This is a genomic window from Nocardia sp. NPDC050435 (genome assembly GCF_040655395.1).
In the GTDB taxonomy this organism is placed as follows: domain Bacteria; phylum Actinomycetota; class Actinomycetes; order Mycobacteriales; family Mycobacteriaceae; genus Nocardia.
Genome location: NZ_JBFAJW010000006.1, coordinates 328,560 through 352,037, shown reverse-complemented (window position 1 = coordinate 352,037; position 23,478 = coordinate 328,560). Strand labels below are relative to the sequence as shown.

At 70.7% G+C, this 23,478-nt stretch carries 17 protein-coding genes; 9 read left to right on the top strand and 8 right to left on the bottom strand.

The window, feature by feature from the left end:
• Position 1: 1 nt before the first annotated feature.
• Both AB0I43_RS20895 and AB0I43_RS20890 read right to left on the bottom strand, forming a co-directional pair.
• Positions 2–2,566: an SDR family NAD(P)-dependent oxidoreductase gene (locus AB0I43_RS20895; protein WP_357432563.1), complete on the bottom strand. Its 2,565-nt coding sequence runs from the start codon at positions 2,564–2,566 to the stop codon at positions 2–4.
• A complete protein-coding gene (locus tag AB0I43_RS20890; protein WP_357432562.1) occupies positions 2,508–4,166 on the bottom strand; it encodes an NAD(P)/FAD-dependent oxidoreductase in 1,659 nt (552 codons plus the stop codon). Before AB0I43_RS20890 ends, AB0I43_RS20895 begins: the two co-directional genes overlap by 59 nt.
• Positions 4,167–4,324: 158 nt before the next feature.
• Here AB0I43_RS20890 and AB0I43_RS20885 point away from each other — a divergent pair, with 158 nt between their 5' ends.
• From AB0I43_RS20885 to AB0I43_RS20865, 5 genes are all read left to right on the top strand, one after another.
• Positions 4,325–5,416 carry a serine hydrolase domain-containing protein gene (locus AB0I43_RS20885; protein WP_357432561.1) on the top strand — a complete coding sequence of 364 codons (1,092 nt, stop codon included), beginning with the start codon at positions 4,325–4,327 and terminating at the stop codon, positions 5,414–5,416.
• Between the two features lie 45 nt (positions 5,417–5,461).
• Positions 5,462–7,102, top strand: coding sequence for a bifunctional 3'-5' exonuclease/DNA polymerase (locus AB0I43_RS20880; RefSeq protein ID WP_357432560.1), 1,641 nt, complete (start codon positions 5,462–5,464; stop codon positions 7,100–7,102).
• Between the two features lie 134 nt (positions 7,103–7,236).
• Complete coding sequence (locus AB0I43_RS20875; protein ID WP_357432559.1) at positions 7,237–8,079, top strand: hypothetical protein; 843 nt, start codon at positions 7,237–7,239, stop codon at positions 8,077–8,079.
• 134 nt (positions 8,080–8,213) lie between these two features.
• Positions 8,214–8,822 (top strand): hypothetical protein, encoded by a 609-nt coding sequence (locus tag AB0I43_RS20870; RefSeq protein ID WP_357432558.1) that lies wholly within the window; start codon positions 8,214–8,216, stop codon positions 8,820–8,822.
• A gap of 124 nt (positions 8,823–8,946) precedes the next feature.
• Positions 8,947–10,422: a glyceraldehyde-3-phosphate dehydrogenase gene (locus AB0I43_RS20865; protein ID WP_357432557.1), complete on the top strand. Its 1,476-nt coding sequence runs from the start codon at positions 8,947–8,949 to the stop codon at positions 10,420–10,422.
• A 61-nt stretch (positions 10,423–10,483) separates the two neighbouring features.
• On the opposite strand, the gene AB0I43_RS20860 is transcribed toward AB0I43_RS20865, so the two are convergent.
• A complete protein-coding gene (locus tag AB0I43_RS20860) occupies positions 10,484–11,293 on the bottom strand; it encodes a class I SAM-dependent methyltransferase (RefSeq protein ID WP_357432556.1) in 810 nt (269 codons plus the stop codon).
• Positions 11,294–11,575: 282 nt separating this feature from the next.
• On the opposite strand from AB0I43_RS20860, the gene AB0I43_RS20855 reads away from it, so the two are divergent.
• Positions 11,576–12,190 carry a cutinase family protein gene (locus tag AB0I43_RS20855; protein WP_356975563.1) on the top strand — a complete coding sequence of 205 codons (615 nt, stop codon included), beginning with the start codon at positions 11,576–11,578 and terminating at the stop codon, positions 12,188–12,190.
• A gap of 18 nt (positions 12,191–12,208) precedes the next feature.
• On the opposite strand, the gene AB0I43_RS20850 is transcribed toward AB0I43_RS20855, so the two are convergent.
• Positions 12,209–12,700: a hypothetical protein gene (locus AB0I43_RS20850; protein ID WP_356975564.1), complete on the bottom strand. Its 492-nt coding sequence runs from the start codon at positions 12,698–12,700 to the stop codon at positions 12,209–12,211.
• Positions 12,701–12,887: 187 nt separating this feature from the next.
• On the opposite strand from AB0I43_RS20850, the gene AB0I43_RS20845 reads away from it, so the two are divergent.
• Together AB0I43_RS20845 and AB0I43_RS20840 are read left to right on the top strand one after the other, a co-directional pair.
• Complete coding sequence (locus AB0I43_RS20845) at positions 12,888–14,630, top strand: amidohydrolase family protein (RefSeq protein WP_357432555.1); 1,743 nt, start codon at positions 12,888–12,890, stop codon at positions 14,628–14,630.
• A complete protein-coding gene (locus AB0I43_RS20840; protein ID WP_357432554.1) occupies positions 14,631–15,248 on the top strand; it encodes a TetR/AcrR family transcriptional regulator in 618 nt (205 codons plus the stop codon). It begins immediately after the preceding gene.
• Here AB0I43_RS20840 and AB0I43_RS20835 read toward each other — a convergent pair.
• From AB0I43_RS20835 to rox, 3 genes are all read right to left on the bottom strand, one after another.
• The gene (locus AB0I43_RS20835) at positions 15,229–16,371 is read right to left on the bottom strand and encodes an acyl-CoA dehydrogenase family protein (RefSeq protein ID WP_356975568.1); all 1,143 of its coding nucleotides are present in this window, start codon (positions 16,369–16,371) and stop codon (positions 15,229–15,231) included. The two genes, AB0I43_RS20840 and AB0I43_RS20835, sit on opposite strands and share 20 nt — an antisense overlap.
• Before the next feature lie 104 nt (positions 16,372–16,475).
• Positions 16,476–17,486 (bottom strand): AraC family transcriptional regulator, encoded by a 1,011-nt coding sequence (locus tag AB0I43_RS20830; RefSeq protein WP_357432553.1) that lies wholly within the window; start codon positions 17,484–17,486, stop codon positions 16,476–16,478.
• Between the two features lie 45 nt (positions 17,487–17,531).
• Positions 17,532–18,956 (bottom strand): rifampin monooxygenase, encoded by a 1,425-nt coding sequence (rox, locus tag AB0I43_RS20825; protein ID WP_357432552.1) that lies wholly within the window; start codon positions 18,954–18,956, stop codon positions 17,532–17,534.
• Between the two features lie 189 nt (positions 18,957–19,145).
• Between rox and AB0I43_RS20820 the strand changes: the two genes are divergently transcribed.
• Complete coding sequence (locus AB0I43_RS20820; RefSeq protein WP_357432551.1) at positions 19,146–20,279, top strand: nucleotide pyrophosphatase/phosphodiesterase family protein; 1,134 nt, start codon at positions 19,146–19,148, stop codon at positions 20,277–20,279.
• Between the two features lie 3 nt (positions 20,280–20,282).
• On the opposite strand, the gene AB0I43_RS20815 is transcribed toward AB0I43_RS20820, so the two are convergent.
• Positions 20,283–23,423 (bottom strand): carboxyl transferase domain-containing protein, encoded by a 3,141-nt coding sequence (locus AB0I43_RS20815; RefSeq protein WP_357432594.1) that lies wholly within the window; start codon positions 23,421–23,423, stop codon positions 20,283–20,285.
• Between the last annotated feature and the right edge of the window lie 55 nt (positions 23,424–23,478).

Genomic DNA, 23,478 nt, shown 5'->3' with positions numbered 1-23,478 from the left:
CTCATTGTCGGGAAGCGGTGGAGCCGGCCGGCTCCTGGACGAGCAGGTCCGGCAGTTGCTGCCGGCGGAGTTTTCCGGCCGTGGTGCGCGGCAATTCCGCGACGAAGACGATCTCGCGCGGCACCTTGTAGTTCGCCAGCCGCTCCTTGACGAACGATTTCAGTTCCGCGACAGAGGTTTCCATTCCGGCCCGGCGCACGACACACGCGGCCAGCCGCTGCCCGAAATCCTCGTCGGGCACCCCGATCGCGCCCGCGTCGGCCACGGCGGGGTGGGCGAGCAAGGTTTCCTCGACCTCCTGTGGGAAGACGTTCTCGCCGCCGGAGACGATCATGTCGTCGGAGCGGCCATCGATGAACAGCCGGCCCGCGGCGTCGAAATGACCCAGGTCACCGGAATCCATGTGCGCGCCGACCATGGTCTTGTGCCGTCCGTCGCTGTACCCGTGGAACAGCGAGGGGTTCTTGTTGACGATCCGTCCGGTGGTTCCCGCGGGCAGTTCGCGGCCCGCCTCGTCGACGATCCGGATATCGACGAGCCCGGTCGGCGGCCTGCCGACGGTGCCCGGAGCGGCGCGCAGATCCGCGGGCGTGGCCAGGGAGCCGATCCCGGTCTCGGTGGCGGCGTACCCGTTGAACAGCACGTCACCGAACTCGTCCATGAAGGCCAGGGCCAGCCACGGTGGCAGGGGAGCGGCGCCGCACGGCACCATCTGCAAGCTGCCGGTGTCGTAGCGGCCGCGAATCTCCGGCGGCAGATCCATGATTCGTTTCAGCATGGTCGGCACCAGGCACGCGATCCGGGCGCCGTGCCGCTCGATGTCGCGCAGCACCGTTTCGGCGTCGAACCTTTCGTGCACCACCGCCGTGGAGCCCAAGGCGAAGGCGGCCAGCAAGGCGAAGAACCCGTAGGTGTGGTGCAGCGGCGGCGCGATGATCATCGGCTCGCCGAGTCGCGGGACCGGCCGCAGCCCGGCCAGATCCGAGATCGCGAGCAGCATCCGGGGATTCAGGACGGCGGTCATCGGCAGGCCCATTTGCCGGGGCGCGCCTTTCGGGACACCGGTGGTGCCGCCGGTGAGCAGGATGATCGAGCCGCCGTAGGCGGGTTCGCGCAGCGGCGCGCCGCCGACGGCGATCAGCTCCGGCACCGTCGGCACGCCGCCGGGCGCGCCACGGGTGACCAGCCGCTGCCCCCGATACCCGGATTTCTCTATCTCGGAATGGAATTCGGCGTCGTAGCAGAGCAGGTCCACCCGTTCGCGGCGCAGCACCTCGCCGATCTGCGGTCCGGCGAAGCCGTAGTTCAGCGGCACCACGTCCGCGGACAGGCGCGCGGCGGCGTAGAGAGCTTCGGCGAAACCGCGATGGTTGCGGCACAGGACGCCGACCCGGCTGCCCCGGCGCACCGACCAGCGCGTGCGCATGGCCGCGGCCAGCCGCTCCACCCGCTGCTGCAACTGCGCGGCCGTGATCGCGCCGTCGTCGTCGACGACGGCGGCGCGATCCGGGAAGCGGGCCGCGAAACTCGCCAGCGGCGTGGACAATCCGATCCCGCCGCGCAGCGACCACAGCGTTTGCGGAATCCGGCTGGGCGGCACCAGGTTCAGCACGCCGCTGCGTGGTATGCGGCTCGCCACGGTCACCGTGTCGTCGAGCAGATGGGCGACGGTTTCCACGGCCGCGAGCGGCCGGGCCCAATCGGTGGGCCGGTTGTTCCAATTACCCGCCGCGGCATACCGGGTCAGGGCGTGCTGGGCGGGCCGCACATTGTCGAGGGCGTAGAGCACGGGCGTTCCGGCGCGCTCGAACCACGGCCGGATCGCCAGCGGCCGGTCCACGATCGCCCGGCACACCACGCTCGCGGCCTCCGCGCAGGTGTTGCCCGGCAGATACCGGAAGATGCGGGAGGGGCCGAGCATGTCCGAGCGCACCAGTTGCAGGTGCACCGCGGTGGAGGTGATGCCGTCGGCGCGCAATTCCGGTGCGGCTCCGCGCATCCAGGCGGTGAACGCCGCCTTGGTGGCCAGGTAGTTGGTCCAGCCCACGGCGGGCACGTGCACGCCCGCGGTGCTGATGTTGACGATGTGACCGTGGCGGCGCGCCCGCATGCCCGGCAGTAGTTCCATGACCAGCCGCACCGGCGCGAGGTAGTTGACCAGGGTGGTGTCTTCGACGTTGTCCCACCGGTCCAGCGAATCGGTCAGCCAGCGCCGGATCGATTTGCCCGCGTTGCTGACGAATACGTCCACCCGCCCGTGCTCGGCCAGTGCCCGGCGCACCAGTTCGGTGCAGGCGTCGAGGTCGGTGAGATCGGTGGGATAGGGATGAACGAGGCCCGGCCCGGTGACCTCGTCGCGCAGCCGCGCCAGCAGCTCCGCGCGGCGCGCCACCGCGAGCACGGTCGCGCCGTTGTCGGCCAGCCGCAGGGCGGTGGCCCGGCCGACGCCGGAGGACGCACCGGTCACCAGGATCACCTGCCCGGCGACGGCGGGGGCCAAGCGGCGGTCATCGATGCCGTAACTCGTCGCGCCGAGGGCGATTCGCAGTGATCGGGGCAGTTCCATCGGGCACTCCTGCGCGAGCGGGGGACTCGGGGGCGGATCGCGCCCCCGGGCGCTGGACGTCGAACTCGTAGTCGGAGAAGGGGAATCGGCGATGTCCACGCCGCGCGCGGAAGTAGCCGGTGGGCCGGATGTAAGTGCTGTCGCCCTGGGAGTTGCGGTAGTAGGTCGGCACGTGGGCATTGAGTTCGGCCAGATACCAGCGCATGGCCGCGCCGTGCCGGTAGATCCGGCGGTGGTAGGCGTCGTGCGCCTCCTGCCGGACGGCCACGAAAGTCGCGGCGCGCCTGCGGGCTTCGCTGATCGCCCGCACCGCGTGGTCGGCGGTCAGCTCGACGAAGGCGTGCCAGCCGGTGCCCGACCACGAGTACGGACCGACCAGGGTCCAGCGGTTGGGCAGGCCCGGCAGTGCGACGCTCTCGTACATCTGCAGGCCGTGCTCGGCGAAGAACGCGCCGAGGTCGAGTCCGTCGCGGCCGACGACCAGGCCCGGCGTGTAGGTCTCGGGATCGGAGAAGACGTGGTATCCGGTGGCGAGGACGATCATGTCGAACTCGCGGTCGACGCCGTCGGCGGTCCGGATGCCGTGCGCGGTGCAGCGTTCGATCGGCGTGGTGACCAATTCGACGTTGTCGCGATTGAACGCGAGCAGATAGCCGGTGTTCGCGGTGGGGCGCTTGGCGATCGGGCCGTAGTCCGGGGTCAGCGCCGCCCGGGTCGCCGGGTCGTCGACCAGCAGCCGGAGCAGCCCCCGGTAGCCGCGGATGGCGACGGCGTCCACCGTGCGCAGGGTGGGGCGCACGAGCGCCATCGGCGCGTTCGACAGCACCCGCAGCACCCCGTCGACCACCACCAGTGACGCGCCGTGCGTCGCCGCCTGGAGACCCGGCGTGCGGAGCGCGAACCGGACGGCGGCGGGAATCCGGGGGTTCGGCTTGGGCACGCACCACACGGGGGTGCGCTGGAACACGCTGAGGCTGTGCACTTTTCCGGCGATGGCCGGGGTGATCTGCACCGAACTCGCGCCCGTGCCGATGATCGCGACGCGCTTGCCGGTCAGGTCGTACTCGTCGTCCCAGTTCGAGGGCCGCTGCCAGATGCCCCGGTAGTCCGCGAGGCCGGGGATGCCGGGATCTGTCCGGGCGCTGATGAACGCGCCGACCGCGCTGATGACGAACCGCGCGGTCAGCAGGCCGCCCCCGGCCAGGCGCAGCCGCCAGCAATGATTCGCCTCGTCCCACTCCTCGGCGGTGACCGTCGTGCCGAAGCGGATGTGCGGGTAGAGACCGAAGCGGCGGGCGACATCGATGTGGTACTGCTTCACCTCCGGGCCGGCGGCGAATACCCGGCTCCAGCCGGGATTGCGGGCGAAGGAGTACTGGTAGGCGATCGAGGGGATGTCGACTTCGAGCCCCGGGTAATGGTTTTCGTGCCAGCTCCCGCCGACCTCGTCGGCGCGTTCGACGACCAGGAAATCGGTGACCCCCGCCCGCTTCAGTTTCACCGCCGCGGCCAATCCGCCGGGGCCCGCGCCGATCACGGCCACTTCGACGTCCGGGCTCGAATTCCGCGGCGCTCGTGCGCCGTTCGCTGCTGTGCCCACGATGGCCCGGCCTTTCGACTGCGGTTGTGCCTCCAGGATAGTTCTGTCTGGGACAGTGATCAAGGGTGTTGCCGGGACGGAAACAGCAGGGTCGCGAATCGGTGTGCGCGAAGCGTGTCGCCGAGTGCCGGATCCCGATCGCCGATACTGTCCGCGACATGCGTCGAGTCCTGCTCGTCCTCACCGCCGCGGCCCTGTTCGCGGGCTCCACCGAAACACCCGCGGCCGCCGACCCCGGCGGGTTCCAGCGCGCGTTGGAGGAGATCGTCGCGCGTGGCGCGGCCGGTGTGCAGGCCCACGTCCAGACGCCGGGCGGCGCCTGGGACGGGTCGGCCGGCGTCGTGCAGCTGGGACGGCCGGACCCTGTTCCGCCCGGCGCGCGCTTCCGGATCGGCAGCATCACCAAAACCTTCACCGCGACCGCGCTGCTGCAACTGGTCGGCGACGGCCGCATCGGGCTGGAGGATTCGGTGGCGCGCTGGCTGCCGGAATTCGGCGTCGACCCGCGCATCACCGTGCGGATGATCCTCGGCCAGACCAGCGGCCTGCTGGACTACCTCAACGGCGGCGCGGGCTACCCGCCGCTGGTCGGCGACTCCGTCGCCGACATCCGCCGCACCTGGCAGCCCGCGGACTTCGTGCACTGGGCCACCGGCAAGCCGTTGCAGTTCGCGCCCGGCAGCGGCTGGGCGTACTCCAACACCAACTACATCGTGGCGGGTCTGCTGATCGAGCGGGTGTCAGGGCTGCCGTACCACTTCCACGTCTACAGCCGGATCACCCTGCCGCTGCTCATGCTGAGCACCGGTATCCCGCAGACCTTCGACCGCATCCTCGGCCCGCACGCGCACGGCTACTACGACTACGGCGGCGGTCTGGTCGACGTCACCGACCAGAACCCCTCCTACGTCTGGGCGGCCGGCGGCATCGTCTCCTCGACCCGGGACCTGCACACCTTCCTCACCGCCCTGACCGACGGCCGCCTGCTGCCGCCGCACCTGCTCGCCGAGATGCGCGCGTTCCGGCACGTCAACGCCGCTTACGACTACGGCCTGGGGCTCTACGAGTTCCGGCTCGATGATCACGGCTGTCTCGGCCACGGGCACAACGGCTATGTCAACGGGTTCGGCTCGCTGGCGCTGCGCAGCCCCGACGGCCGCTACGCCCTGACCATGTCGATCACCGACGCGGCCGGCCCCGGCTACACCGCGGCCGTGGACCGTTTCGTGGAAACCGTCATGTGCCCTTGATCCGCGGCGCGGAAGCTGTCGGTGGCCGGTGCGAGACTCTCGGACATGCGATGGGCCGTGGCGGAGACCGAAACGGGCGGTGCGCGGTTGTGTCCACTCGATGGCGAGGGGCGGCCCGCGGGGCCCGTGCTGCACGAGCCCGTGCTCGCGGCGGCCATCGCCGCGCGGCCGCAGGTGCAGCGCTGGGTCTGGCGTTCGACCGCCGAGATCTCCCGGCGGCTGCTGGCCGCCGGGGTGCGCGTCGAGCGCTGCTATGACGTGGAGGCGGCCGAGGCGCTGCTGATCGGGCACGAGCACGGCCAGGCGGGGCAGCCGCGTTCGCTGGCGGCCGCGTGGGCCCGGCTGCACGATCTGCCGGTCCCGGCGGACGCGCCGGTGCGGGCGGCCGACACCCAGCCGTCGCTGTTCGAGTCCGCGCCGCCGCCGTTGCCCAGCGGCGCCGACGAATTCACCGCGCTGCTGGCGGTATACGCCGATCAGGTGGCGCGGACGGCGAAAACCGAACACCCCGAGCGCATGCGGCTGCTGCTCGCCGCCGAGTCCGCGGGCATGCTGGTGGCCGCGGAGATGGCGCGGGCCGGGATCCCGTGGCGCGCCGACGTCCACCGCGACCTGCTGGAAAATCTGCTGGGCGAACGGATGTCGGGCGGCGGTGAGCCGCAGCGGATGGCGGAGCTGGCGGCCGAGGTGTCGCGGGCGTTCGGCGTGCGGGTCCGGCCGGATCTGCCCAACGACATCATCAAGGCGTTCGGGCGGGCCGGGATCCTGCTGTCCTCCACCCGGAAATGGGAGTTGCAGGAGATCGATCATCCGGCCGTCGAACCATTACTCGCCTACAAGACGCTGTACCGTCTCTACACCGCGCACGGCTGGTCCTGGCTCGAGCAGTGGGTGCACGAGGGCCGGTTCCGCCCGGAGTACCTGCCAGGCGGCACGGTCAGCGGGCGCTGGACCACCAACGGCGGTGGCGCGCTCCAGATTCCGAAGGTGATCCGCCAGGCCATCCGCGCCGATCCCGGCTGGCGACTGGTGGTGGCCGACGCCGCGCAGATGGAGCCGCGCGTGCTCGCCGCCATCTCCCGCGATCCGGGCCTGATGGACGTGGCCGGTCGCGGCGAGGACATGTACGCCGATCTCGCCGCCCGGGCCTTCGCCGGTGACCGGGCCCAGGCCAAGATCGCCATGCTCGGCGCCATCTACGGCCAGACCTCGGGCGATGCCCGCTCCCACATGGCCGAACTGCGCCGGCGCTATCCGGCGGCGGTCGCCTACGTCGACGAGGCCGCCGCGGCGGGTGAGCAGGGGCGTCTGGTCCGCACCTGGCTGGGCCGCACCTGTCCGCCCGCGCCCGAACACGCCTCGGAGGGTTCCGACGGCCCCACCGCGGCGGCGCGCGCCCGGGGCCGGTTCACCCGCAACTTCGTCGTGCAGGGCAGTGCCGCCGAATGGGCGCTGCTGGTGCTGGCGGGTCTGCGCACCAGCCTGTCCCGCGCCGGCCTGCGCGCCGAACTGGTCTTCTTCCAGCACGACGAGGTGATCGTGCACTGCCCGGCCGAGGAGGCCGACACCGTCGCCGCCGCGATCACCACCGCGGGCGACGCCGCCGGCCGCGCGGCCTTCGGTGCGACGCCGGTGCGTTTCCCGTTCACGACCGCGATCGTGGACTGCTACGGAGACGCCAAGTAGGCGCGCGCTCCGGTGGCCGCCATGGTCGCGGACGTCGGTGTGTTCGCGCTGTTGCCCGGCGGTACGCGCGCGTCCAGGGTTTCGATTGGGTGAAAGACGTTCGCGCGCAGTGTTTCCCGCCGTACCCTGAACGGGTGGAGGAAGAGGCTGCCGCGCCCGAGCCCGCGGCGCCGGAGCCCGCGGCCGAGCGTCGCGGGGCGGCGCTGGCGCGCCGTGCGAAACCGTTCGGCGGGTGGCTCGCGGCCATCGGCGCCGGCGTCGCCGCGACGGTGATCGCCGCGGTGCTGGTGCCCTCCGACTCCGACCGGAAGAAAGCCGACGGCAAGGGGCAGCCGTTCACCGTGGTGTCGGAGGCGCGCCGCCCCAGCGGCGTGGGCTGGATGACATCGCGCGTGGTGGAAAACCCCGCGACGCTCCCGGCTTTCGACGGCGACTGGGACCGGCTGGACGAGCGCTGGAAGAAGTGGGTCCAGGATGTGCGGGCCGTGCCCGCGACGGCCCTGGTCGTCGATTTCACGGTGCAGGGCACGTCGGAGGCCGAGGTGACATTGACGGGCCTCACGGTGCGGGTCACCGACCGCCGTCCGGCGTTCCCCGGCACCCACGTCATCGATTCGGGCGCGGGGGACAACCCGTACCGTTACGTGGCCGCCGATCTGGACACCGACCCGCCCACGCTGAGCGATTACTACGAGCCGAGCTACGGCTCCAACGTGCCGCCGATCCAGCGCCGGCCCATCCAATTCCCCTACCAGGTCAAGCTTTCCGACGCCGAGAGCTTCGAGGTGAGCGCCCGCACGCAGACCTGCGACTGTGAGTTCGTCATCGAACTCACCTGGATCGGGCTGGGCCGCCAGGGCAGTACCACCATCGACGACAAGGGCAAACCCTTCCGCGTGGCCGCGATCTCGGCCGCCACTCACTTCTGCGGCGCGCTGAGCTTCGCGGGCTTCGAAAACAGCTGCCATCCAGCGTGATGCGCTCTGGCTATCCGGCTGACGCCGTTCGCCGGAAGTGGTGAAATCGCTGGGTAACCGTGACACGAACGGGAATATCGAAGGCAGCGGTCCCGATCGACGCGGTGACCTGGCGTGGAACAGAGGTGATCCGGATGCCGAAGCAGACGGGGCCGGCGGCGCGGATGTGGCAGTTGCGCCCGTGGAATTCCAACCCGCTGATGCGTCCCTCGGATCGGTGCGAGGTCCTGCTCCGGCTGCTCGCCGCGCTCGTGGTGCTGGCCGCCGTGCCGCTGGCGGGTGCGGCCGGCACCGCAGCCTACAGCACCGCCGCGGCCCGGATCGATGCCGCCAACGCCGCCAAGGTCGCGGTGAGCGCCACCGTCGAGCAGGATCCGCAGCAGCTGACCGCGCCGCTGAACCGCGGCGCGGTCACCCTCGACGTGCACACCGCCCCCGTCCGCTGGACCTGGCAGGACCGCTCCGGCTCGGCGACCGTCGAGGTGCCGGCCGGATCGGTGCCGGGCACCGAGGTGCGCATCTGGCTCGGCCCGGACGGCAATCCGGCCCCGGCGCCCGTGCCCACCAGCGCCGCCGCGACCGAGGGCATCAGCGCCGGGTTGACGATGCTGTGCGCGATCTGGGGCGGCGCCCTGGCCGCGACCTGGCTCACCACCCTGCTGCTGAGCACCCGCCGCGCGGCGCGCTGGGAACGCGAATGGCGCGCGATCGATCACCGCATCGGCGGCGAGGATCGCCGCTAGCCGGTGATCCACTCCGGGGCCGGGCATGGCGCAGATCTCACCGGTGGGTAGCCGCCCTCGGTGAAATCTGGGCGCTCACTAGCATCGATAGGGCGAACATATCGAGGAGACCCGAGGATCTGTGTTGACTACCGAACATCTTGACCGCTGGAATGCTCAGGAAGCCGCCGCGGAGGCGATGATCCCGCTCATCGGCACGCTGTACCGGGCCAAGGGTGTGACGATCCTGCTGCACAGCCGCCCGCTGGTGAACAAGTCGGTGATCAGCATCCTGCGGACGCACCGGTTCGCGCGCCAGATCGAGGGCGAAGAGCTGTCGGTGGACGAGACCCTGCCCTTCCTGCAGGTGCTCGCCGATCTGGACCTGGGTCCCTGCAAGATCGACATCGGCCAGCTGGCCATGAACTATCGGGCCGACGAGCGCGCGCTCACCCCGCGCGAGTACGCCGAGGACGTGCTGAGCGAGGTGCTCGGCGGCAACAAGGCGCAGTCGGCGGGCCCGCGCGATGTCGTGCTCTACGGTTTCGGCCGGATCGGCCGGCTGGTCACCCGCCTGCTGATCGAGAAGGCCGGCTCGGGCAACGGGCTCAACCTGCGCGCGGTGGTGGTCCGCAAGGGCGGCGCGGACGATCTGGTCAAGCGCGCGTCGCTGCTGCGCCGGGATTCGGTGCACGGCAAGTTCAACGGCACCATCAAGGTCGACGTCGAGAACGAGACCATCACCGCCAACGGCAACGTGATCAAGTTCATCTACAGCAACGACCCCACCTCGATCGATTACACGCGGTACGGGATCTCCGACGCCATCCTCGTCGACAACACCGGCAAGTGGCGCGACCGCGCGGGTCTCGAGCAGCACCTGCGCCCCGGCATCGCCAAGGTCGTGCTGACCGCGCCCGGCAAGGGCGATGTCCCCAATATCGTGCACGGCGTCAACCACCGCGATCACGACCCGTCGCAGCAGATCTTCTCCTGCGCGTCCTGCACCACCAACGCGATCGTCCCGCCGCTCAAGGCGATGGAGGACGAGTACGGCATCGTGCGCGGGCACGTGGAGACGGTGCACTCGTTCACCAACGACCAGAACCTGCTGGACAACTACCACTCCGCCGACCGTCGCGGCCGCTCCGCGCCGTTCAACCTGGTGCTCACCGAGACCGGCGCCGCCTCGGCGGTCGCCAAGGCGATGCCCGACTTCCAGGCCAAGATCACCGGGAACTCGATTCGCGTTCCCACGCCGGATGTTTCGGTCGCGATCCTGAACCTGCAGCTGAAGCAGGAGACCACCAAGACCGACGTGCTCGCCTACCTGCGCCAGGTCTCGCTGTCGGGCCCGCTGAGCCGCAACCTGGACTACACCGCCGCCACCGACGTCGTCTCCAGCGACTTCATCGGCTCGCGCGCGGCCTCGATCATCGACGCCAACGCCACCATCGTCGAGGGGGACACCGCGATCCTCTACGTCTGGTACGACAACGAATTCGGCTACTCCTGCCAGGTGGTGCGCACCGTGCAGTACATCTCGGGCATCGAGTACCCGACCTACCCGCGTCTGGACCGGATCGCCACCGCTCCGGTGCTGGCCGCCGCCGACGCGTAAGCGCTCCGACGAGTAAGGCCCCCTGCCGTTTTCGGCGGGGGGCCTTCGCGTGTCTGGAGGATCAGTCCCAGACATAGGCGGCTACCGGCGCGGTCACCGCGCTGCGTTCGGTCGTCGCGATCGTCACGCGTTCGCCGGGCGCGAGTTTGCCCGCCTGGGCGAGGCGCGGTGCCTGGGCGATGAACTTGTGGCGGAGCGTGGTCAGCTCGCCGGCCTCGAGAAGTGAGGTGTCGCAGTACTTCTCGACCGCGCTCTGCCAGATCTCCTCGGGCGGGCCGGGCGCGCCCAGGGTGAACTGCTCCCAGTGCACGACCTCGAGACCGACCGGGGTCAGCAGGTCGGACAGGTCTTCGCGGGTGCAGGGTTCGGGGCCCGCCGCCAGGACGGTCCGGTCCGGGCCGGTCGCCGCGAAGTGCTGCCGGGCGAGGGTGAGGAAGAGGTCGTAACCGCTGGCCGGTTCGGGCCGGGCGGCCAGTGAGGTCACGAAGCGCCCGTGCGGCACCAGCACCCGCGCGGTCTCGGTGAGCACCTGCTCGACGTCGGTCATCTGCGGCAGCGCCAGGTGCGAGACCACCGCGTCGAAGGAGCCGTCGGCGAAGGGCAGCTCCTCGGCGCGGCCCAGATACAGTGCGGCCGCGGCCAATTCGGGCCGGGCGTGCGCCCGCGACAGCTCTGTCTCGGAGGCGTCGACGCCCGCGAGATGGCGTGCGCCCTGATCGGCGAGCACCGCGAGCAGGGAGCCGTCGCCGCAGCCGAGATCGAGGAAGCGCTGCGCGCCCGCGACCCGCTCGGCCAGCAGGTGATAGCTGGCGCGGCCGTCGGCGAGCGGGTTGGTGTGGACGGCGGGGCAGGCTGTGCACGCTGACTGCATGCGGACAACCTATCGTCCCGCGTGGCCGAACCGCATTGATGTGGCTGGGATTTCAGCAACGCCTAACATTCTCGTCGCCGGCGGGGCCGGTGCCCGGCTGCGTCCCGCACGCGTTCCCGGGTGTGACCTGGCCCACCGCCGGGTCGGCGAATCTCTCGTTATGGCCATACAACTCGGGCCGAGGTCACTGTTTCATCAGGAAACAAGAACGCCAGCAATTTCCGGGAACACCTCATTCAAGCCGGGCGCGTCCCGGAGGCTCGAAAATTAAGAAGTTCTATTATGCGTAGAGCAACGGCGCTCTTCGCCGCGTTACTGTTGGCCATCCTCTTTTCCTTCTCCTACCACGCCACGCCGAAGGCGGACGCCGATCCCTGCACCGGGGAGTGGTCCATCGGCATCGGCGGCCTGGGCGACAACGCCTCGTCGGTGTTCGTCCCCTTCGTCAATCAACCCGTCGGCTACAACTCCGCCGACGCGCTGTCCGGTCTGAACGAACTCAACCGGCTGTTCTGGTGGCATCGCAACGCGTGCCCGGGTGATCACATCCGGTTGATCGGGCACAGCCAGGGCGCGGCCATCGTGCACGCCTGGGTCACCGCGAACCAGTACGTCGACAACGCCAACGCCATTCTCCTGGCCGATCCCAAGCGTGCTCCCGGGCCCGGTTGGGGCGGATTGTCCTCGACGCCCGGCAGCGGGCTCGTCGGCTATCCGCTGGCCGGCGTGGACGACTGGTTCGGTCCCTTCCCGACGCTGACCGTGTGCAACCGCGACGACCAGATCTGCGATACCTCCGCAGGCTGGTGGGGCTACCTCTTCGGCGGCGCGCACGGCCGATACGATTTCAACGTCTGGAATTACGGGTCCTGGGATTCCGGTATCTGGTACCGGTAATCGGGGCGGCGAGGGGGATCAGTAGCCGTGCGGCACCGGTCCCCATTGACTGAATCCGTGCCCGAGCGACGTGCATACCGCCACCTCTTTGAAGGTGATCTGGCACGTGGCGCCGGCATGGGTGATCGAATATCGCGGGTCGTGGTCGGTGACGGCGACGATCCGCGGTAACGGGGGATTTCCACCCGGCAGCGTATGGCTGCCATTCGAGTTCCACTGCGGGCGGGCGGGCATGGCCGTGGAATCGATAATGATGGCCGGCACATTCGGCACCGAAACCTGAATTCCGGAGTACAGCACGTTCATCGACGCGGCCGGGACGACCAGGTCGCAGCCGACGACGCCGTCACCGGCGATCGAGCAGTTCCAGCCGCCCAGCGCGAAATACGCGGTGCCGCCGATCAGCGCCGGGCCCTCGGCTCGGGCGAAACCCGGCCCGGCGAGGCTCGCGACGACTCCGAGAATTACTCCGCAAACACCTGCGACGGCACCCTGTAAAGCCCTGGACACCGGAATCTCCCTCTGCGAAAATGAGTATTCGGCCTGGTCGGCTACAGAGAGAAATTATCACTTTACGGCGCAAAAGTAATAGAGCCGTCCAGGGTCCTTTCCAATTATCCGGTGGTTTCGCGTGCGCCACGGCGGTGTAGCCGCGCACCTCTTGACACTTTGTGACCGATCGGTTGCAATGTTGTCTGTGAGCTATGACACGATCATCCGGGGCGGCCGCTGGTTCGACGGCGCCGGTTCCCCCTCCGCCCTCCGTCACCTCGGCCTGCGGGGAGATCGTGTCGTCACGGTCTCGGCCGAGCCGCTGGACGAAACCGGCTGCCCGAATGTCGTTGACGCCGAGGGCAAATGGGTGCTCCCGGGGATGCTGGACATCCACACGCACTACGACGTCGAGGTGCTGAAGGAACCCGCGCTGGCCGAGTCCGTCCGGCACGGCATGACCACCATCGTGCTCGGTTCCTGCTCGCTCTCGACGGTGCACGTCGGGCCCACCGACGCCGGTGATCTGTTCGGCCGGGTCGAGGCGATCCCGCGCCCGCACGTCATCGGCACCGTCGCGGAGGTCAAGTCCTGGAGTTCGGCGCGCGAATACGCCGAAGCCCTGGAGCGCCTGCCGCTGGGCCCGAATCTGGCTGCCATGATCGGGCATTCGGATATCCGGACCGCGGCCATGGGCCTGGATCGCGCCACCCGCAAGGACGTGCGGCCCACGGCCGCCGAGCAGGCCCGGATGGAAACCTGGCTGACCGAGGCGCTGGACGCCGGATTCGTCGGCATGTCGGCCCAGCAGCTGCTGTTCGACAAGCTCGACGGCGAGGTCGCGCGCTCGCGGACGCTGCCCTCCACCTACGCCGGCTGGCGGGAACGTCGGCGGCTCAACGCGATTCTGCGCCGGCGCGGGCGGCTGCTCCAGGGCGGACCCGACATCGAGAACCCGCCGCGCCTGCTGGCCATGATCTTCGCCAGCGCGGGCCTGCTGCGCCGGCGGCTCAAGACCACGCTGATCTCGGCCGCCGACCTCAAGGCCAGCCCGCTCATCGTCTACCTGATGAGCGGCCTGGCCCGCGCGGTCAACGCGCTCAACGGCGATTTCCGCTGGCAGCATCTGCCGGTGCCGTTCGAGGTCTACGCCGACGGCATCGACCTGGTCATCTTCGAGGAGTTCGGCTCCGGCGCGGCCGCACTGCATCTGGCCGATCAGGTCGAGCGCAACGCGCTGCTGCGCGACGAGGCCTACCGCCGCCGCTTCCGCAAGGACTACGACGCCAAGTTCGGCATCCGGGTCTGGCACCGGGATTTCTTCGACGCCGAGATCGTGGACTGCCCGGACGGCAGCGTGATCGGCAAGACCTTCGGCCAGGTCGGTGTGGATCGGGGCGGCCTGCACCCGGTCGACGCGTTCCTGGACCTGGTGGTCGAGCACGGCGCCAAGATGCGCTGGCGCACCACCATCTCCAACCACCGGCCCGAGATCCTGAACCGGCTCAGCGTCGATCCCGGTGTGCAGCTGGGCTTCTCCGACGCGGGCGCGCACCTGCGGAACATGGCCTTCTACAACTTCGGGCTGCGCTTCCTGCGCCGCGTCCACCACGCCGAGCAGGCGGGGGCGCCGTTCATGACGCTGGAGCAGGCGGTGCACCGGCTCACCGGCGAGCTCGCCGACTGGTACGGCGTCGAGGCCGGGCACCTGCGCCCGGGCGACCGCGCCGACCTGGTCGTGGTCGACCCGGCGGGCCTGGACGATTCGCTCGACGCCTACGCCGAATCCCCCGTGGCGATGTATGGCAACCTGGCTCGTATGGTCAACAGGAACGACAAAGCCGTTTCGGCCGTGTTCGTCGGTGGCCAGTACGTCTTCGGCGACGGCCGACCCGCCGAGGTGCTCGGCGTCCGGCGCACCGGCCGCTTCCTGCGAGCCGGAGGGTAAGTGACCAACGCGCGACGAACACAGGCCGAGCGCAGCGCCGCCACCATCGCCAAACTGGTCGAGGCCACCATCGAGGCGATCGAGCAGGTGGGCTACCACAGCACCTCGCTCGGGGAGATCAGCAGTCGCGCGGGCGTCTCCAAGGCGGGCATCTTCCGGCACTTCGATTCGCGCATGGATCTGGTGGTGGCGGCGGCCGGCGAGGTCAGCCGCCGCCACCTGGCCGTCGTGGCCGAGCTGCGCATCCCCGAGAGCGTGCCGCACCCGGTCGATCTGGCGGCGCTGATGCACCTGGTGCGCAAGCAGATTCGCAGCGACATCAACACCGTCTGGCTGGAGCTGCTGGTCGCCGCGCGCACCGAGCCGGAACTCCGGCTCCGGATCGCGCCGGTCCTGCGCGAGCTCTACGACGAATTGGAGGAACTCGCGGTCGCCGTGCTGACGCCGGAGGTCGCGCCCGAGGCGGCCCGGCTGCTGGCCACCTCGCTGATCCACATGTTCGACGGCGAGGCGATCCTGCGCACCACCTACCCGCGCCCGGAACTCGAGGACGCGCGCATCGAGCACGTCGCCGCCGCGTTCCGGGCGCTGACCGGACCTACAGCCCCCGGCCGATGATCAGCTTCATGATCTCGTTGGTGCCGCCGTAGATCTTCTGGATGCGGGAATCGGTGTAGAGCCGCGAGATCGGATACTCCTCCATGTACCCGTAGCCGCCGAAGAGCTGCAGGCACTCGTCCACGACCTTGCACTGCTGCTCGGTCAGCCACCACTTGGCCTTGGCCGCGGTCGGGATATCCAGTTCGCCGCGTTGATGTCTGGCGACGCAGTCGTCGAGGAAGGCCCAGGCGACCGACTTGACGGTGTCGGCCTCGGCGAGGGTGAACTGGGTGTTCTGGAAATTCAGGATGGGCTTGCCGAAGGCCTCGCGCTCCCGGGTGTAGTCCAGGGTCAGCTCGACCGCCTTCTCGATGGTCGCCGCGGCCGCGACCGCGAGGATCAGCCGCTCCTGCGGCAGCTGCTGCATGAGCTGGATGAAGCCCTGCCCCTCGGCGGTGCCGAGCAGGTTCGTCTTCGGCACCCGCACCTCGTCGAAGAACAGCTCGCAGGTGTCCTGGCCGTGCTGGCCGATCTTGCGCAGGTTGCGCCCGCGCCGGAAGCCGGGCCGGTCGGTCTCCACCACGATCAGCGAAACCGTGTCCGCGCCTTTGCCTTCGGCGGTCTTGGCGGCGACGATGACGAGATCGGCGAGCAGGCCGTTGGAGATGAAGGTCTTGGCGCCGCTGATCACGTAGTCGTCGCCGTCGGCGACCGCCTTGGTCTTGATGTTCTGCAGATCCGAGCCGGTGCCGGGCTCGGTCATGCCGATCGCCCCGACGATCTCGCCGGACGCCATCTTCGGCAGCCAGGCGCGCTTCTGTTCCTCGGTGCCGTAGCTGTTGAGGTAGTGCGCGACGATCGTGGAGTGCACCGGATTGCCGAGACTCGGCGCCAGGGTCTGCACCTGCGCGATGCTCACCACCGCCTCGTGCCGGAAATCGCCGCCGCCCCCGCCGTACTCCTCGGGAATGCTCAGGCAGAGCAGGCCGAGTTCGCCCGCGCGGTTCCAGACCGCGCGATCGACGTGCTGCTGCTGGTTCCAGCGTTCTTCGTGCGGCGCGCACTCCTTGTCGAAGAATCGATGCGCGAGATCGGCCAGAGCGTCCAGGTCGTCGTTCATCCAGGACGAGCGGTGGGCCACGGGAACTCCTTCGTTCGAAAAGCGGCTGGCCTTTCGACGGTAGGGCGCGCCGGGAGCGCCGCCGATGACCGTGCCGATCAGATCGTTGACCGGACCGCTCGAGTTCAGCGTTGGTAGGAGCCCGGCGGGCTGCCGGTCCAGCGCCGGAAGGCCCGGGAGAACGAGCTGGGCTCGGAGAAACCGAGGCGGCGGGCCAGCGCCGCCACCGTTTCCTCACCGCGCACGAGACTCGCGATCGCGGCGTCGCGCAGGATCTGCTCGCGCACCCGGCGCAGCGAGGTGCCCTCCTCGCCGAGCCTGCGGCGCAGGGTCTGCGGGCTCATCGCCAACTCGGCGGCGATCTCCTCGACGGTGGGCCCGGGGCCGTCGAGTCCGCGTTCGAGAATGTGGCGGACCCGGGCGGTGATCGACAACGGGAAGCCGCGCCGGCCCATCACCCCGGCCGGCGCGTTGGTCAGGTAGTCCGTCAGGTCCTGCTCGTCGCGCACCAGCGGCGCGTCCAGCACCGCGGCGGCGAACACCAGCGCGGGCGCCGGGGCGGCGAAAACCACCGGCGCGCCGAACATTTCGTCGTAGTCGTCGAGTCCGGGAATCGCGGTGTAGGGCACCTCGACCCGGCGCAGCGGCAAGCGTTTGGCGGCCGCCCAGCAGGCGAAGCGATGGCAGGCCGCGAGCATGGTGTCGATGGGCAGCGCCACCGGCGCGACGATCGCGCTGATGTCGAAGGACACCCGGACCTCGTCGCCGCTCGCGGCGACGGTGACCGGCGGGACGCCGGGCAGCGAACGCTGGAAGGCGGTGTAGCGCTGGGCCGCCGCGCGCACGGTCGGCGCGCCGAGCAAGCCGAAGCAGACGAGGCGGAAGGTGCCGAGCGGGACCGGTTGCAGCCCCAATCCCAGGAGCTCGTCACCGGTTTCGCGCCAGAGCCGCTGCACGATCCGCACCGCCTGGTCCAGGGTGATCCGAGAACCGCCCTGCGCCAGCAACTCCGGTGCGACGCCCGCGTCGGCCAGCGCGGCCGCGATATCCCAGCCCTTGTTCCGGGCGACCGCGATCAGGCCCTGTACCCGCTGGATCGGCAGCGTGTACTCGACATCGGCGGCAGCGGGTGACACACGCCTGACCGTACACAGCGCCGTGGCACCCGCCGACACCCCGCTTTACCGCGCCGCGCCGAACCAGCGGGCCAGCTGCGCCGTGAGCTCGTCCTGGTCCGCGCCGGCCCACGCCACATGACCGTCCGGGCGCAGCAGCACGGCGGGCGCGTCCAGCTCCGCGCCCGTGTCGTGCACCTGGTCCACGCGATCCGCCCAGCCCGCCGCCGAGAGCCGTCCGGTCCGATCCAGCAGCAGGCCGCGCCCGGCGCGCATCCGCTCGTAGAGCCGCCCGCCGTCGAGCGGGATGTCGCGCAGCCGGCGACCGAGCAGCCGGGGGCCGGAGCCGAAGTCGTACCGCACGCCGATCGCGGTGATCTTTTCGGTCAGGAATCGGCTGACCTCGTCGAATTCCATCAGCTCCGACAGCAGGTGCCGCACCGCCCGCGGTCCCGGCTCCAGCAGCATCAGCTGGACCTGGGCCCGGGTGCTGAGCAGCACGTCGGCGGCCACCGGGTGCCGTTCGGTCTCGTAGCTGTCCAGCAGGTCCCCGGGCGCCCAGCCCGCGAGCACGCCCGCCAGTTTCCAGCCCAGATTGAACGCGTCCTGGATGCCGAGATTCAGGCCCTGCCCGCCCATCGGCGGATGGACGTGCGCGGCGTCGCCCGCCAGCAGCACCCGGCCGACCCGGTAGCGCTCGGCCTGCCGGGTGGCGTCGCCGAAGCGGGACAGCCAGCGCGGTGAGTGCGCGCCGAGGTCGGTGCCCGCGGTCGCGCGCAACTGCGCGCGGAACTCCTCGAAATCGGGTGGTGTCCCGCGATCCTCGGCCACACCCGCGGCGGGCACCACGACGCGGAAGCCGCCGTCCGGCAGCGGGCCGGCGCCGAAACGCAGTTGGGTCTTGCGGATCTCGGTGTTGAGCTCGGTGATGGTCGCCAGGTCGGCGGTGAGTTCCATCTCGCCGAGCAGGGTGTCCACCCGGCTCGGCTCGCCCGGGAACGCGACGCCGAGCAGTTTGCGCACGGTGCTGCGGCCGCCGTCGCAGCCGACGAGATAGCGGGCCCGCAGCCGGGCGCCGTCGGCCAGCTCGACGGTCACGCCGTCCGGGTCCTGCTCCAGGCCCACCAGCCGGTGTTCGCGCCGCAGCTCGGCGCCGAGTTCGAGCGCGTGCTCGAGCAGCAGGCGGTCGGTGAGGTTCTGCGGGATGCTCAGGGTGTAGGGATGCGCGGTATCCAGGTGCCGCGGCGGCGGCTTGGGGATCCCGGCGAAGAAACCGCCGACCGGGTATTCCTTGCCCAGCGCCAGGAACCGGTCCAGCAGGCCGCGCTGGTCCATGATCTCGATGCTGCGTACGTGCAGGCCGAGCGAGCGCACGATCTTCGTCGGCTCCGCGTCCTGCTCCAGCACCACCACCCGCACGCCGTGCAGCCGCAGTTCCGCGGCCAGCATCGTTCCGGTCGGCCCGCCCCCGGCGACGATTACGTCGATCATGCACGTCCCTTCTCTGCGGAATGCCTATTACCGCAGGTGATCGGCTTCGACCGACGATTGTGCGCCACCCCCGGGGTCTTGCCGCAAGCCCCCGGGTGCGATATACGTTGAAGTGGGAAGGGGATTCCGTTCGGCATTCTCGCGGGAATGTTCTCGCGCGATCGGCGTGCGCACGGCACTATTCGAGCGATGCCGTACACACTCGCCGATGTCCTGCCCTCCGTCGCCGCGTCCTTCGGGCTGGACGCGCCCAATCCGCTGGGGATCGCCCCGAACCGCGATGTCGTGGTCCTGCTGATCGACGGTCTCGGCGCGGAACTGCTGGCCCGGCACCGGGCGGTCGCGCCCACGCTGGCCGCGCACCTGCGCACCACGCTGACCGCGGGCTTCCCCGCGACCACCTCGACCAGCCTGGCCAGCCTCGCGCTCGGCGCGCCGTGCGCCACGCACGGGATCATCGGCTACTCCTTCGCCCTGCCCGATCCCGGCGGCGCCCGATTGTTCAACGCGCTGCGCTGGCGACTGGACGGCGCTACCGGGCCGGACGCGCGCGAGACCCATCCACCCGAGGAGATGCAGCGCCGCGACAGCCGGGTGCAGGATCTGGCCCGGCACGGCGTCGAGGTGCACTACGTGGTTCCGCCATATCAGGTGACCTCCGGGCTCACCCGGGCCACCTTCCGCGCGCCGGGCACCCTGCACCCGGCCGAGAGCCTGGACGAGGTACGCAACGGAATCCTCGCCGTGGCAACGCATTCCGACGCTGCCCGGCGTTTCGCCTATGCGTACTTCCCGGACCTCGACGCGAACGGCCACCTGTACGGGCCGGAATCGGAGCAGTGGCTGGGCGTCCTGGGCGACCTCGAGGCGTTCGCCGCGGATCTGCTGAGCGCGTTGCCGTCCACCTGCACCCTGCTCGTCACCGGCGATCACGGAATGATCCACGCGGGCACCGTGATCGACCTCGACGCCCGGGAGCACCTGCACCGCGACGTGCGCCTGATCGCGGGCGAGGCGCGGGTGCGCCATGTCTACCTGGAGCGGCCGGGCGCGGCGGCCGACGTGCTAGCCGCCTGGACCGCCGAATTGTCCACGGACGCACGGGTGGTCGGTCGCGAGCAGGCTCTCGACGAGCACTGGTTCGGTCCGACCCCGCCCGAGCCCGACGTCACGCGGCGGATCGGCGACGTGCTGGCCGTCGCCACCGGGCGCAGCGTGCTGGTGCGGCCGGTGGCCGAGCCGCTGGAATCGATGCTGATCGGCCACCACGGCGCCTGGAGCGCCGAGGAGCAGCTGGTGCCGCTGCTCAGCAGCGCCGGCTGAGGCTCAGGCCAGCAGGCCGATCCAGTGCCGGGTGTCCGCGGGGTCGATGACGTCGTCGAGTTCCAGCACGGCGGCGGCGTTGAGCGCCTTGCTGTTCGCGTAGGCGAGCTGCACCATCGCCTGGAAGGTGCGTTCGCGCTCGTCCGGGTCCTCGATCGCCGCCAGTTGCTTGCGGAAGCCCAGGCGCACCGCGCCTTCCAGGCCCATGCCGCCGATTTCGCCGGTCGGCCAGGCGATCACGAAGCGCGGGCTGCGGAACGAACCCGCCGCCATCGCCTGGGCGCCCAGGCCGTAGCCCTTGCGTAGCACGATGGTGCCGAAGGGCACCGTCAGCGCGGCGCTGTCGATGAACAGCCGGGCGAACTTGGTGACCGTGGCCTCCCGCTCGGCGTCCGGGCCGACCATGAAACCCGGTGTGTCACAGAGCGAGACGATCGGCAGCCGATGCGCTTCGCACAGGCGCAGGAAGGCGCTGAGCTTCTCGGCGGCGGGTGCGTCGATCGCGCCGCCGAGATGGTGACCGTTGTTGGCGACGAGCCCGAACGCGCGGCCCTCGACGCGCACCAGCGCGGTGACGATGCCGACGCCCCAGTCCGCGCGCAGCTCCAGCATCGAATCCACGTCGGCGATCGCGGCGATCGCGGCCCGCACGTCGTAGGCGCGTAACCGGTTCTCCGGCACCACATGCCGGGCCAGCCGAGGGTCCGGGGCGGTCCACTCGGCGGCCGCGCCGCCGAAGTAGGACAGGTAGCGCCGGGCGATCCGGACGGCGTCGGCCTCGTCCTCCGCGACCACGTGCACCACGCCGTTGCGCCGCTGCACCTCGACCGGGCCGATGTCCTCCGGGGCGTACACGCCCAGCCCGCCGCCCTCGATCATCGCGGGCCCGCCCATGCCGATGTTCGCCTCCGGCGTGGCGATCACGACATCGCAGATGCCCAGCAGCGCGGCGTTGCCGGCGAAGCAGCGGCCGGAGACGATCCCGATCAGCGGCACCCGCCCGGACAAAGCGCCCATGGCGCGGAAGGTGGTCACCTCGAGCCCGGAAACGCCGTAGTAGTCGGTGTCGCCGGGGCGCCCGCCGCCGCCCTCGGTGAAGAACACCACCGGCAGCCGCTGCTCGTGCGCCAATTCCAGCAGGCGATCGGTCTTGCCGTGATTGCGCATGCCCTGGGTGCCGGCCAGCACCGTGTAGTCGTAGGACAGCACCGCCGCGCGGGTGGCGTCGATGGTCGCGACGCCGGCGATCAGACCGTCGGCCGGGGTGTTCGCGATCAGGTCGGCGTCGTTGCGGCGCTTGCGCTGCGCGGCGATCGCCAGCGCGCCGTACTCCCGGAAGCTGCCCGCGTCGACCAGATCGGCGATGTTCTCCCGGGCCGTGCGCCGGCCCAGGCGGTGCCGCTTGGCCACGGCCTCCGCGCGCCCCGCGTCCAGGCCGACGTGGTGGCGCTCGCGGACCTCGGCGAGATCGGGGCGGATCGCGTCGAGGTCGACCTCGGTTGTCTCGCCGCCGGTTCCGTCGTGCTCGGCCGGGGTCCAGGTCAGTAGCGGCGTGTGCGGGTCGACCACCGCGCCGGGCGCGACCAGCACGCGCCGCACCAGCAGCGAAGTCTCCGCGCGTACCACGTGCTGCATCTTCATGGCCTCCAGCACGGCGAGCTCGCCGCCGGGCGGGACCAGCGTGCCCGGCTCGGCGACGCCGACGATCGTGCCGCCCATGGGGGAGCGCACGGCTTGTTCGTCGTCGAGCAGCGCGGGCGCGGGCGCGCTCGCGGGTTCGCCGGCCGGGGACGCGTAGTCCGCCGCGGCGGCGGTCAGTTTCTCCGCGTGCTGCTCGAACCAGGTGGTGGGCACCGGGTCACCGGCGGCGAGTTCGTCGAGCACCGCGCGCAGCAGCGGCACGGTGGTGTCCACCCCGGCGGCCACCGTCTCGGCCAGCGCGTCCGAACAGCGTTGCAGCGCAGCGGGATAGGTGGGGCCGCGGGCGATCACCTTGGCGAGCAGGGAGTCGAAGTCCGCCCCGATCCGCAGGCCCGGCCGCGCGGCGGTGTCGACCCGGACGCCCGGCCCGGTCGGGGCGGTGAAATGCGTGAGCGTGCCGGTACTGGGCAGCAGTTCGCCGCTGGGCGTGACGAGTTCGGCGGTGACCCGTGCCTGGATCGCGAATCCGCGCGGGGCGCGGGCGGTGAGTTCCAGTTCGTCGAGTGTGGCGCCGCGCGCGAGATCCAGTTGCGCGGCAACCAGATCCAGGCCCGTGGTCTCCTCGGTGACGGTGTGCTCGACCTGCAGCCGCGGGTTCACCTCCAGGAACCACAGGGCGTCTCCGGCCACGAGGAACTCCACCGTGGCCAGCCCGCGCAACCCCGTCGCCGCGGTGAGGCGGACGGCGTCGGCGTGCAGCCGATCGCGCAGTTCGGCAGCCAGATTCGGCGCCGGCGCGATCTCGATCAGCTTCTGTCGCCGGCGCTGCACGCTGCAATCGCGGTCGCCCAGCGCCAGGGCCCGGGTGCCGTCGCCGATCACCTGGATCTCGATGTGCCGCGCCGCCGGTGCGAGCGCTTCGGCGTAGAGCGTGCCGTCGCCGAAACCGGCGATGGCCTCGGCCCGGCAGCGCGCGTACGCCTCGCGCACCTCTCCGCTCGCCCGGACCGCGCGCTGACCGCGCCCGCCGCCGCCGTGCGCGGCCTTGATCATCACGCCCCGTGGGTGCTCGGCGAGCAGCGCCTCGATCGCCTCGGGGCCCGCGCCGGCGGGTGTGGCGGGCAGCACCGGGACGCCCGCCGACTCCGCCGCGGCGCGAGCGCTGAGTTTGTCGCCGAAGACGCGCAGCACCGCGGGATCGGGCCCGGCGAACACCAGCCCCGCCGCCGCGCAGGCCGCGGCGAATTCGGCGTTCTCGCTGAGGAATCCGTAGCCGGGATGTACCAGCGCGCCCGGCCCCGCGGTGCGCGCCGCCGCGACCACCGCCGCCACGTCCAGGTAGGCCGCGGCCCCGGTGCCGGGCAGCGGCACCACCTCGTCGGCCAGCCGGGCGGGCAGCGCGGCGCGCTCGGCCTCGGTGCACAAGACATAGGTGGTGTATCCGCGCTCGCGTGCGGTGCGCAGGATCCGGACCGCGATTTCGCCCCGGTTGGCGACGACCATCTTCACGCCGCCCAGTCTGCGTTGACGTTGATGTCAATGTCAACGGGCGGCTAAA

What these genes read in the sequence shown, in the direction of transcription:
- AB0I43_RS20895 (WP_357432563.1), bottom strand. Translation starts at nt 2,566, where the DNA reads ATGGAACTGCCCCGATCACTGCGAATCGCCCTCGGCGCGACGAGTTAC.
- AB0I43_RS20885 (WP_357432561.1), top strand. Translation starts at nt 4,325, where the DNA reads ATGCGTCGAGTCCTGCTCGTCCTCACCGCCGCGGCCCTGTTCGCGGGC.
- AB0I43_RS20880 (WP_357432560.1), top strand. Translation starts at nt 5,462, where the DNA reads ATGCGATGGGCCGTGGCGGAGACCGAAACGGGCGGTGCGCGGTTGTGT.
- AB0I43_RS20870 (WP_357432558.1), top strand. Translation starts at nt 8,214, where the DNA reads ATGCCGAAGCAGACGGGGCCGGCGGCGCGGATGTGGCAGTTGCGCCCG.
- AB0I43_RS20860 (WP_357432556.1), bottom strand. Translation starts at nt 11,293, where the DNA reads ATGCAGTCAGCGTGCACAGCCTGCCCCGCCGTCCACACCAACCCGCTC.
- AB0I43_RS20855 (WP_356975563.1), top strand. Translation starts at nt 11,576, where the DNA reads ATGCGTAGAGCAACGGCGCTCTTCGCCGCGTTACTGTTGGCCATCCTC.
- rox (WP_357432552.1), bottom strand. Translation starts at nt 18,956, where the DNA reads ATGATCGACGTAATCGTCGCCGGGGGCGGGCCGACCGGAACGATGCTG.
- AB0I43_RS20820 (WP_357432551.1), top strand. Translation starts at nt 19,146, where the DNA reads ATGCCGTACACACTCGCCGATGTCCTGCCCTCCGTCGCCGCGTCCTTC.
- AB0I43_RS20815 (WP_357432594.1), bottom strand. Translation starts at nt 23,423, where the DNA reads ATGGTCGTCGCCAACCGGGGCGAAATCGCGGTCCGGATCCTGCGCACC.